Origin of the sequence: Micromonospora lupini (genome assembly GCF_026342015.1) — a bacterium.
GTDB classification, from domain to species: domain Bacteria; phylum Actinomycetota; class Actinomycetes; order Mycobacteriales; family Micromonosporaceae; genus Micromonospora; species Micromonospora lupini_B.
This window is the reverse complement of record NZ_JAPENL010000002.1, coordinates 2,838,606-2,848,393: the sequence shown is the minus strand read 5'-3', so window position 1 is coordinate 2,848,393 and position 9,788 is coordinate 2,838,606. Positions and strand designations below refer to the sequence as shown.

Below are 9,788 nucleotides of genomic sequence, written 5' to 3'. Positions count from 1 at the left end.
CGCGCGCGCGCGCGCGCGCGCGCGCGCGCGCGCGCGCGCGCGCGCGCGCGCGCGCGCGCGCGCGCGCGCGCGCGCGCGCGCGCGCGCGCGCGCGCGCGCGCGCGCGCGCGCGCGCGCGCGCGCGCGCGCGCGCGCGCGCGCGCGCGCGCGCGCGCGCGCGCGCGCGCGCGCGCGCGCGCGCGCGCGCGCGCGCGCGCGCGCGCGCGCGCGCGCGCGCGCGCGCGCGCGCGCGCGCGCGCGCGCGCGCGCGCGCGCGCGCGCGCGCGCGCGCGCGCGCGCGCGCGCGCGCGCGCGCGCGGGGCGCTGCGCGCGCGCCGCCGCGCCCCCCCCCGCGCGCGCGCGCGCGCGCGCCCGCGCGCGCGCGCGCGCGCGCGCGCGCGCGCGCGCGCGCGCGCGCGCGCGCGCGCGCGCGCGCGCGCGCGCGCGCGCGCGCGCGCGCGCGCGCGCGCGCGCGCGCGCGCGCGCGCGCGCGCGCGCGCGCGCGCGCGCGCGCGCGCGCGCGCGCGCGCGCGCGCGCGCGCGCGCGCGCGCGCGCGCGCGCGCGCGCGCGCGCGCGCGCGCGCGCGCGCGCGCGCGCGCGCGCGCGCGCGCGCGCGCGCGCGCGCGCGCGCGCGCGCGCGCGCGCGCGCGCGCGCGCGCGCGCGCGCGCGCGCCGCGCGCGCGCGCGCGCGCGCGCGCGCGCGCGCGCGCGCGCGCGCGCGCGCGCGCGCGCGCGCGCGCGCGCGCGCGCGCGCGCGCGCGCGCGCGCGCGCGCGCGCGCGCGCGCGCGCGCGCGCGCGCGCGCGCGCGCGCGCGCGCGCGCGCGCGCGCGCGCGCGCGCGCGCGCGCGCGCGCGCGCGCGCGCGCGCGCGCGCGCGCGCGGCGCGCGTGCGCGCGCGCGCGCGCGCTGCTGCGCGCGCGCGCGCGCGCGCGCGCGCGCGCGCGCGCGCGTCGCGCGCGCGCGCGCGCGCGCGCGCGCGCGCGCGCGCGCGCGCGCGCGCGCGCGCGCGCGCGCGCGCGCGCGCGCGCGCGCGCGCAGCGCGCGCGCGCGCGCGGCGCGCGCGCGCGCGCGCGCGCGCGCGCGCGCGCGCGCGCGCGCGCGCTCGCGCGCGCGCGCGCGCGCGCGCGCGCGCGCGCGCCGCGCGCGCGCGCGCGCGCCGCGCGCGCGCGCGCGCCGCGCGCGCGCGCGCGCGCGCGCGCGCGCGCGCGCACGCGCGCGCGCGCGCGCGCGCGCGCGCGCGCGCGCGCGCGCGCGCGCGCCGCGCGCGCGCGCGCGCGCGCGCGCGCGCGCGCGCGCGCGCGCGCGCGCGCGCGCGCGCGCGCGCGCGCGCGCGCGCGCGCGCGCGCGCGCGCGCGCGCGCGCGCGCGCGCGCGCGCGCGCGCGCGCGCGCGCGCGCGCGCGCGCGCGCGCTGCGCTGCGCGCGCGCTGCGCACACGCGCGCGCGCCGCGCCGCGCGCGCGCGCGCGGCGCTCCCGGCGGGCTCGCGGCGCGCCACCGCCCGCGCACGCGCACGCCACGCGCATGCACGCCCGCCCGCCGCCCCGCGCACGCGCCGCGCCGCGCCGCGCCCACCGCGCGCCCGCGCTGCCACGCGCCCGCCGCCCGCACCCCCCCCCCCCCCCCCGCCCTCTCTCTCTCTCTCTCTCTCTCTCTCTCTCTCTCTCTCTCTCTCTCTCTCTCTCTCTCTCTCTCTCTCTCTCTCTCTCTCTCTCTCTCTCTCTCTCTCTCTCTCTCTCTCTCTCTTTTTTTTTTTTTTTTTTTTTTTTTTTTTTTCCCTCCCCCCCCCCCCCCCCCCCCCCCCCCCCCCCCCCCCCCCCCCCCCCCCCCCCCCCCCCCCCCCCCCCCCCCCCCCCCCCCCCCCCCCCCCCCCCCCCCCCCCCCCCCCCCCCCCCCCCCCCCCCCCCCGGAAGAAGGGCCATGCCATGCAAGCGGGGGGGGGGGGGGGGGGGGGGGGGGGGGCGCGCGCGCGCAACAACAATGAAGGGGAGTGCAGCAGGCAGGCCGGCCAAAAAAAAAAAATTCTGGAGAGGGCTGGCCTGCCAGCTGGACTTCTCCTACTGGCCTGGGGCATGGAACCTTGCCCAGAAGCGCCGCCTTCCGGCGGATAATGTCATGCCGACGACGGCGCCTATCGCGCCCTGGACGAGCATGCCGCCGAGGCTGACGTTGCCCTTGTGTTCGACCTTGGTCTCGATGGCGTACGTGACCATGTTGGCGGCGGCGCCGGCGAGGGCACCGCAGGCGACCGCACCGGCACCCGTCGCGCCGATCGCGAAACCGCAACCGACACCCACGGCCAAACCGACGGCGACTCCGGCGATGGCTGCCTTTGGGGTCGTCGACCCAGTTGGCAGTCGCGGTGAACGGCTTCTTGAACTTGCAGCCCCGACGCCCGCGTGTTCACCGACCTCACTCGCCACGGGCAGGCACATCTGAGAGCCGGCGAACATGCGGCGGCAGCGACGCTGCTGCATGACGCTCTCGCACTGTGGCGGGGCCCAGCGGGTGAGAACATCACCGCTACCGGCACCCTCACGCAACAACTCGCCGACCTCGACGAACAGCGCGTCATTGCCACCGAGGACTTCATCGACGCCCGACTTGCGCTCGGAGCCACCAGCAGCCTCCTGCACGACATCCGCGCCCTCGTGCTCGACCAGCCCCTGCGCGACCGACCCTGGGAGCAACTCATGCGAGCGCTGTACCTCACCGGCGATCCGGCCGGAGCGCTCGGCGCCTACCAGAAGGCTCGCAAGTCCTTCAACGAAGCTCTCGGCATCGAGCCATCCGGGCGCCTTCAGCAGCTACAGGGCTCGATCCTGCAACGCGACGAACTCGCCATCGCCCGACTCGCCTCCTAGGACCGGACCGGCGTCAGCCCTTCTCCAGGTACTCCGCGCGGTCCTCGTCCACCAGGGCCGCCACCGACGCGGCAAGCGCCGGGTTGCGGGTCAGCTCCGGATCGTCCTCGATCAGGGTGATCGCCTCGGCGCGAGCGTCGCGGATCAGGTCGGCGTCGCGGCGCAGGGACAGCAGGCGCAGGTGCGAGCGGTGCCCGGACTGGGTGGCGCCCAGCACGTCGCCCTCGCGGCGCTGCTCCAGATCCAGCTCGGCGAGCTTGAACCCGTCGCCTGTGGACGCCACCGCGTCCAGCCGTTCCCGCGCCGACGAGCCCTCGGCGGCCTCGCTGACGAGGAGGCAGAGCCCGGCGGCGGCGCCCCGGCCGACCCGGCCGCGCAGCTGGTGCAGTTGGGAGACGCCGAAACGGTCGGCGTCCAACACGATCATCACGGTGGCGTTCGGCACGTCCACACCGACCTCGATCACCGTGGTCGCCACAAGCACGTCCAGGTCACCGGCCGCGAAGGTGCGCATCACCGCGTCCTTCTCGTCGGCGGGCAGGCGGCCGTGCAGGACCCCGATCCGCAGACCGTGCAGTGGACCCTCGGCCAGCAGCGGGGCCACCTCGGTCACGGCGAGGGGCGGCCGGCGACCGTTGTCGTCCTCGGGCGGCGGCTCGTCCTCCGACGCGGGCCCCTCTCCGATGCGCGGGCACACCACGTACGCCTGGTGGCCGGCGGCCACCTCCTCGCGCAACCGACGCCAGGCCCGGTCCAGGAAGGCCGGCTTCTCGGAGGCCGGCACCACGTGCGAGGCGATCGGCGACCGGCCCCGGGGCAGTTGGGAGAGGGTGGACACCTCCAGGTCGCCGTAGACGGTCATCGCCACCGTGCGCGGGATCGGGGTGGCCGTCATGACCAGTGTGTGCGGCGGCTGGTCGGCCTTTGCCCGCAACGCGTCGCGCTGCTCCACCCCGAAGCGGTGCTGCTCGTCGACCACCACGAGACCCAGGTCGGCGAAGTCGACGCCCTCGTAGAGCAGGGCGTGGGTGCCGAGCACGATGCCGGCGTTGCCGCTGGCCACCTCGCCGAGCGCCCGGCGGCGGGCCGCCGCGCCCAGCGAGCCGGTGACCAGCTCCACCCGGGTGGCGTGCTCGGCGGAATCCAGCTCACCGGCCCGCCCGAGGGGCCCCAGCAGGTCGAGCATGCCCCGGTGGTGCTGGGCGGCCAGCACCTCGGTGGGGGCCAGCAGAGCGGCCTGTCCGCCCGCGTCGACGACCTGGAGCATGGCCCGCAGCGCCACCACTGTCTTGCCCGAGCCCACCTCGCCCTGCAACAGCCGGTGCATCGGGTGCGCTGCGGCCAGGTCGGTGGCGATCTCCCGGCCGACGTCGCGCTGACCGGCGGTCAGCTCGTACGGCAGCCGGGCGTCGAAGGCGTCCAACAGCCCGTTGGCGCGCGGCGGGCGGGGCCGGGCCGGCCAGTCGGCGGCCCGGTGCTTGCGCTGCACCAGGGTCAGCTGGACGGCGAACGCCTCGTCCCACTTGAGCCGGTGTCGGGCCCGGTAGAGGTCCTCCTTCGTGGAGGGCCTGTGGATCTCGCGGAGCGCGGCGCCCAGGTCGACGAGTTTCCGGCCGGCCCGCATGGTGGCCGGCAACGGATCCTCCGGCGGGGTGAACGTGTCCAGCACGACCCGCACGCAGCGGGCGATCACCCAGGTCGGTACGGCCGCCGCCGCCGGGTACACGGGGATCAGCGCGCCGGCGAACTCCTCGATCTCGTCGCTGACCGCCGCCTCGCCCTCACCGCCCTCGCCGAGCAGGACGTACTCCGGGCCGTTGAGCTGGCGTTTGCCGCGGAACTCGGTGACCTTCCCGGCGAACAGCCCCCACCGGCCCGGCTTCAGCTCCCGTTCGCGCCACGCCTGGTTGCCGAAGAACGTCAGCGTCAGCAGGCCGCCGGAGCCGTCGCCGACTGTCACCTCCAGCAGGTTGCCCCGGCGCTGACGCATCGGCCGTACGGCGGTGCGTTGCACCTGCGCCAGCACGGTGACCTGCTCGCCGACATCCAGCGACCGGATGTCGGTGTGCTCGCCGCGCTCGTCGTAGCGGCGCGGGAAGTGGTAGATCAGGTCACCCGCGGTGTGCAGGTCGAGGTGGGCGGCCAACGCCTTGGCCGTCTTGTCCCCGACGAGCTTCTTCAACTGGGTGTCCACAGTGGCCGGCTCGCTCATTCGACCCCCACCAGGAGCGGATAGAACGGCTGGCCGCCCGGGTACGCCTGCACCTCGACGAACGGCCAGCGCCGCGCGACGTGCGCGCGGACGGCATCGGTGAGCCCGGCGGGGGCGTCCACCCCGGCCAGCAGGGTGACCAACTCGCCGCCGCCGCCGAGCATCCGGTCGACCACTGCGGCGCAGGTGTCGGTGAGGTCGGCGCCGATGAGGTGCACCTCCCCCTCGACAAGTGCCAGGACGTCGCCGGGACGGCAGGGGCCGGCCACCGTCAGCGCCTCCCTGCTGGCGTGGCAGACCTCGGCGTAGCGGCAGGCGCCGGCCGCCTCGGCCATCGCGATCACGTCGTCCTCGAAGCGACGGGTGCCGTCGCGGACCGCCAGGGCCGCGAGGGCCTGCACCGGCGAACGGGTCGGCACCACGCTCACCTTGATGCCGTGCCGGTGCGCCTCGCGGGCCGCCGCGCTCGCGACCGCCTCGGTGTTGGGGTCGTTGGGCAGCACCACCACCCGGGCCGCCCCCGTGCCGCGCACGGCGTCCAGCAGCTCACCAGTTGACGGGTTGCCGGGCACCACCGTCGCGCCCTCCGCAGCAAACAGCTCGGCGATCCCGCTGCCGGTGGCCACCACCACGGCGGCCCGGCCGTCCTCGGTCGGGCCGGCGGGCGGCTCCGGCTGGTCGGCGAAGCGGGTCACCGAGATCCGGTACGGGCGGCCGGCGGCGACCCCCGCCTCGACAGCCGCGCCCACGTCGTTGACGTGCACGTGCACGTTCCAGGTGCCGGCCGGCTCGCGCCCGTCGCCGACGACGACGAGCGAGTCACCAAGCGCGTCCAGTGTCCGGCGCAGCACCACCACCGCGTCGGCGGAGGCGTCGAGCAGGAACTGCACCTCGTAGGCGTACTCCTCGGAACCGGTCTCCCGCGCGACGGTGGCCGCCGGGCGGGCGGTGCGCGGCGGTGGCGCGAGCGGGGTGGCGCTCTCGCCGGTGAGCACCTCGACCAGGGCGTCGAGCAGGACGCAGAGCCCTCGGCCACCCGCGTCGACGACCCCCGCGCGGGCCAGGGCCGGCAGTTGCTCGGGCGTACGCGCCAGGGCCTCGGCCGCCGCCCGCGCCGCGCGGCGGGCCACTGCCTGCAGGTCGTCGCTGTCCGCCTGCTCGGCCCCGGTGGCGGCCGCGGCGACGACGGTGAGCAGGGTGCCCTCGACGGGACGGCCGACAGCCGTGTACGCGGCGGCGGTCGCGGCCCGCAGCGCGACGGCAAGCGCCCGCCCGCGCACCGCCGGCACGGCGACGACGGCGTCGGCGAAGCCGCGCAGGATCTGCGAGAGGATGACCCCGGAGTTGCCCCGGGCGCCGAGCAGCGCGCCCTGGGCCATCAGCCGCAGCGCGTGGCCGTGGGCTGTGGAGCCGCTGTCCGGGAGGGTGTCCAGGTCCATCGAGAGGGCCTGCTGGGCCGAGGTGAGGGTGAGCACCAGGTTGGTGCCGGTGTCACCGTCGGGCACCGGATAGACGTTGAGCTCGTCGATCTCGCCCTGGTGGCGCTTGAGCGCGGCCAACCCGCTCGCACACCAGCGGCGGACCGCTGCGGCGTCGAGGGTGTCCAGCACGGCCAGAAGCCTACTGTTGCGCACCGACACGCGTCGGACTCGTCCGGCGTGTCCCTCCGCGCCCGGTCCGACGGTGCTCCCGGCCCGGGTCCACGCCTCCGGTACCGTTGCCGCCGGGCCGGCCCACCGGCCCACCAGCAGGCCCGGCCCGGGCCGCGCACGACCGCCCGACCGGGCCGGTTGGCCGGGTCGGCGAGTCATCGGGTAACCTGACCAGGTTGCCCGGGCAGCACCTGCCGGCGACCTCATGAACGTTTCAATCCCAGGAGTATCCCGTGGCTAGCGTGTGCGACGTCTGTGGCAAGGGACCGGGCTTCGGCCACAACGTGTCCCACTCGCACCGGCGGACCAACCGCCGCTGGAACCCGAACATCCAGTCGGTGCGTACCCCGGCCGGTGGCGGTAACACCAAGAAGTTGCAGGTCTGCACCTCGTGCATCAAGGCCGGCAAGGTCACCCGCGCCTGACGCGGCAGCACCACCTCTTCTCGTTCGGCTCAGCCGGCGGCCCCCTGCGGTCCGCCGGCTCTGTCGTGTCCCCGCCCGGGTGGTCGCCGGCCGTTCAGAGCGTGCGGCCGAAGGAGACGCAGCCCTCCGCGTCCTTGTAGAAGCCGAAATTCGGGATCCGGTCATAACCGGCGGACGCGTACATGGCGATCGCCTCGGGCTGTTTGTCCCCGCACTCCAGGACCATCCGCTTGCGGCCCTGCTCACGGGCCGAGCGCTCCACCGCCGCGAGGACCGTCCGCGCCACGCCGCGGCCACGGGCCGCCGGGGCGGTGTACATCCGCTTCAGCTCGGCGGTGTCCGGGCCGTGGCTGCGCCAGCCACCGCAGCCGACCGGCTCACCGGCCAGGTAGGCGACGAGGAACGCCCCGTCCGGCGGCTCGAACTCGGTCGCGGCGACCGGGGTGTCGTCGCCGGTGCCCCCGTAGCGGGTGGCGAGGTCGGCAAGCGCGGCCCGGATCAACTGCTGCGCCACCGGCGCGTCGAACCGCACCACCCGGATCTCGATCTCACTCACGGTGCCCAGGATACGGCGGGCACGAGGCGTCACCGGAAGTGGTCCCAGCCCCGAGGCCCGTCGTACGCGCCGCCGTCGACTGTCACCTGAGCACCCTCCGTCACCAGGCCGATGGGCCGCCACTCCGGCGGCAACGCCACCGTCGGGGGGAAGGTCGCGGCCAGCGCGTGGTCCTCGCCACCGGCCAGGATCCAGGTGTACGGGTCGACGCCGAGCGCCCGCGCGGCGTCGGCCATCTGCCGGGGCACCTCGAACGCGTCGCGGCGCACGTCGATCCCCACACCGCTTGCCTCCGCCACGTGCCCGAGGTCGGCGAGGAGCCCGTCCGAGACGTCGATCATCGAGGTCGCGCCGAGCAGGGCGGCCTGCGGCCCGGCCGGGTAGGCGACCTGCGGCCGCCGGTACGCCTCGACCAGCAGTCGGGGGGTGCGGAAGCCCCGGGTGAGCACGGTCAGCCCGGCCGCCGCGTACCCGATGCGGCCGGCCAGGGCCAGCACGTCCCCCGGGCGGGCGCCGGAGCGCACCACGGGCGCCCGGCCGCCGAGGTCGCCCAGCGCGGTGACCGCGATGGTCAGGGTCGGGCTCGCCGACATGTCCCCGCCGACCACGCTCGCGCCGACCGTGGCTGCCTCCGCCGCCAGCCCGTCGGCCAGGCCCTCCGCCCAGCTCGTCTCCAGGTCGGCGGGCATGCACAGGGCGACCAGCAGGGCTGTCGGAGTGGCGCCCATCGCCGCGATGTCGGCCAGGTTGGCCGCCGCGGCCCGGTGACCGACGTCGGCAGCCGAGCACCAGTCCCGCCGGAAGTGCCGCCCGTCGACAAGCACGTCCGTGCAGGCGACCACCCGGGCGTCCGGCGCGGCCACCACCGCCGCGTCGTCACCCGGGCCGAGCAGAGTCGTCGGGCCCATCGCCAACCGGGCGGTGACCCGCCCGATCAGCCCGAACTCGCCGATCCCGGCCACGCTGGCGCCACCGCCGGCGTTCGGCCCGTACTGCCCGGCACCGCCGCGCTCGCTCACCGCTGCTCCTTGACCACCGATAGGGATCAGACCTGGTCCGTAAGGTAGTTTCACCCTTCGGGCCGCTCCCGGGCGGCGACGGACGGAGGTCGAGTCGTGGTACAGGCGTACATCCTCATCCAGACCGAGGTCGGCCGCGCACGTGACGTGGCGGGTCTCATCGCGGACATCGCCGGCGTGGTACGCGTCGACGCCGTCACCGGGCCGTACGACGTGGTCGTCCTCACCGAGGCGAACACCGTCGACGAGCTTGGGAAACTCATCGTCAGCAAGGTGCAGATGGTGCCCGGCATCACCCGCACCCTCACGTGTTCGGTGGTGCGGCTGTAAGTGGACGAGATGACGACCTCCTCGGCTGCTCTGGACGACGACGGGAAGCGCGAGCCGGCTGACGGGACGCCCGAGCCGGCCGACGGTATCCGCGAGAGCGCCGACCCGGGCGCCGACGCGCCGGCCGGGCGGGACCGGACCATCCGGGGCGCCGCCCTGCTGGCCACGTTGATCGCCCTGCCGATCACACTGCTGGTCGCCGTGCTGGCCTTCGCCAAGCTCGCCCCGGACACGCCGGCCGCCGCACCGAGCCCGTCGGCGAGCACCACACGGGCGCAGTCCACCGCTCCGGTGGAGATGGCCGCCCCGGCGCTGGCCGAGCGTCCGGCCACGGTCTGCCGCGCGCTGCTGTCCCAGCTGCCGCAGACCATCCGTGATCGGGCCCAGCGCCCGGTCACCGCCGGTCCGGAACAGAACGCCGCGTACGGCGACCCCGCGCTCACCGTGGCCTGTGGGGGAACCGAGCCGACCTTCCCGGCCACCGACGAGGTCTGGATGGTCAACCGGGTGTGCTGGCACCCCGTCGAGCAGACGGACGTGACAGTGCTCACCACAGTCGACCGGGAGACGCCTGTCACCGTCCGGATCCCGCGGTCGTACGAGCAGCCGTTGCAGTGGGCTTCGCCGATCTCCAGCGCGATCGTGGCGTCGGTGCCCTCGGGCGGCGCCATCCCCGCCGGCTGCCAGCGCTGATCCGCTGACGCGCGGCCCGCGCTGATCCGCTGACGCGCGGCCCGTCTGCCGGGCCGCGCG

10 protein-coding genes are annotated in these 9,788 nt (G+C 77.5%); 4 read left to right on the top strand and 6 right to left on the bottom strand.

All coding sequences use genetic code 11. The features are described from left to right. Together OOJ91_RS28075 and OOJ91_RS28070 are read right to left on the bottom strand one after the other, a co-directional pair. A partial coding sequence (locus tag OOJ91_RS28075) for a hypothetical protein (RefSeq protein ID WP_266249679.1) occupies positions 1-1,588 on the bottom strand: 1,588 nt, incomplete at its 3' end. Between the two features lie 446 nt (positions 1,589-2,034). Continuing rightward, positions 2,035-2,274, bottom strand: a complete 240-nt coding sequence (locus OOJ91_RS28070; RefSeq protein WP_266249678.1) for a hypothetical protein — start codon at positions 2,272-2,274, stop codon at positions 2,035-2,037. Between the two features lie 102 nt (positions 2,275-2,376). On the opposite strand from OOJ91_RS28070, the gene OOJ91_RS28065 reads away from it, so the two are divergent. Next, positions 2,377-2,841, top strand: coding sequence for an AfsR/SARP family transcriptional regulator (locus tag OOJ91_RS28065; protein WP_266249677.1), 465 nt, complete (start codon positions 2,377-2,379; stop codon positions 2,839-2,841). Positions 2,842-2,854: 13 nt separating this feature from the next. Here the strand turns inward: OOJ91_RS28065 and recG are convergent, their stop codons facing one another. Both recG and OOJ91_RS28055 read right to left on the bottom strand, forming a co-directional pair. Continuing rightward, positions 2,855-5,053, bottom strand: coding sequence for an ATP-dependent DNA helicase RecG (gene recG, locus OOJ91_RS28060; protein ID WP_266249676.1), 2,199 nt, complete (start codon positions 5,051-5,053; stop codon positions 2,855-2,857). Next, entirely contained in the window at positions 5,050-6,663 is a 1,614-nt protein-coding gene (locus OOJ91_RS28055) for a DAK2 domain-containing protein (RefSeq protein WP_266249673.1), read from the bottom strand. Before OOJ91_RS28055 ends, recG begins: the two co-directional genes overlap by 4 nt. 275 nt (positions 6,664-6,938) lie before the next feature. On the opposite strand from OOJ91_RS28055, the gene rpmB reads away from it, so the two are divergent. Continuing rightward, positions 6,939-7,130, top strand: a complete 192-nt coding sequence (gene rpmB, locus OOJ91_RS28050; RefSeq protein WP_007456456.1) for a 50S ribosomal protein L28 — start codon at positions 6,939-6,941, stop codon at positions 7,128-7,130. Between the two features lie 94 nt (positions 7,131-7,224). On the opposite strand, the gene OOJ91_RS28045 is transcribed toward rpmB, so the two are convergent. Then, the gene (locus tag OOJ91_RS28045) at positions 7,225-7,686 is read right to left on the bottom strand and encodes a GNAT family N-acetyltransferase (RefSeq protein WP_266249670.1); all 462 of its coding nucleotides are present in this window, start codon (positions 7,684-7,686) and stop codon (positions 7,225-7,227) included. 29 nt (positions 7,687-7,715) lie between these two features. Then, positions 7,716-8,648, bottom strand: a complete 933-nt coding sequence (locus tag OOJ91_RS28040) for a thiamine-phosphate kinase (RefSeq protein ID WP_439117135.1) — start codon at positions 8,646-8,648, stop codon at positions 7,716-7,718. Between the two features lie 153 nt (positions 8,649-8,801). Between OOJ91_RS28040 and OOJ91_RS28035 the strand changes: the two genes are divergently transcribed. Together OOJ91_RS28035 and OOJ91_RS28030 are read left to right on the top strand one after the other, a co-directional pair. Beyond that, the gene (locus tag OOJ91_RS28035; protein WP_007456453.1) at positions 8,802-9,035 is read left to right on the top strand and encodes an Lrp/AsnC ligand binding domain-containing protein; all 234 of its coding nucleotides are present in this window, start codon (positions 8,802-8,804) and stop codon (positions 9,033-9,035) included. Between the two features lie 9 nt (positions 9,036-9,044). Further along, the gene (locus OOJ91_RS28030) at positions 9,045-9,728 is read left to right on the top strand and encodes a DUF3515 family protein (RefSeq protein ID WP_266249664.1); all 684 of its coding nucleotides are present in this window, start codon (positions 9,045-9,047) and stop codon (positions 9,726-9,728) included. Positions 9,729-9,788 lie beyond the last annotated feature (60 nt).

What these genes read in the sequence shown, in the direction of transcription:
- recG (WP_266249676.1), bottom strand. Translation starts at nt 5,053, where the DNA reads ATGAGCGAGCCGGCCACTGTGGACACCCAGTTGAAGAAGCTCGTCGGG.
- OOJ91_RS28030 (WP_266249664.1), top strand. Translation starts at nt 9,045, where the DNA reads ATGACGACCTCCTCGGCTGCTCTGGACGACGACGGGAAGCGCGAGCCG.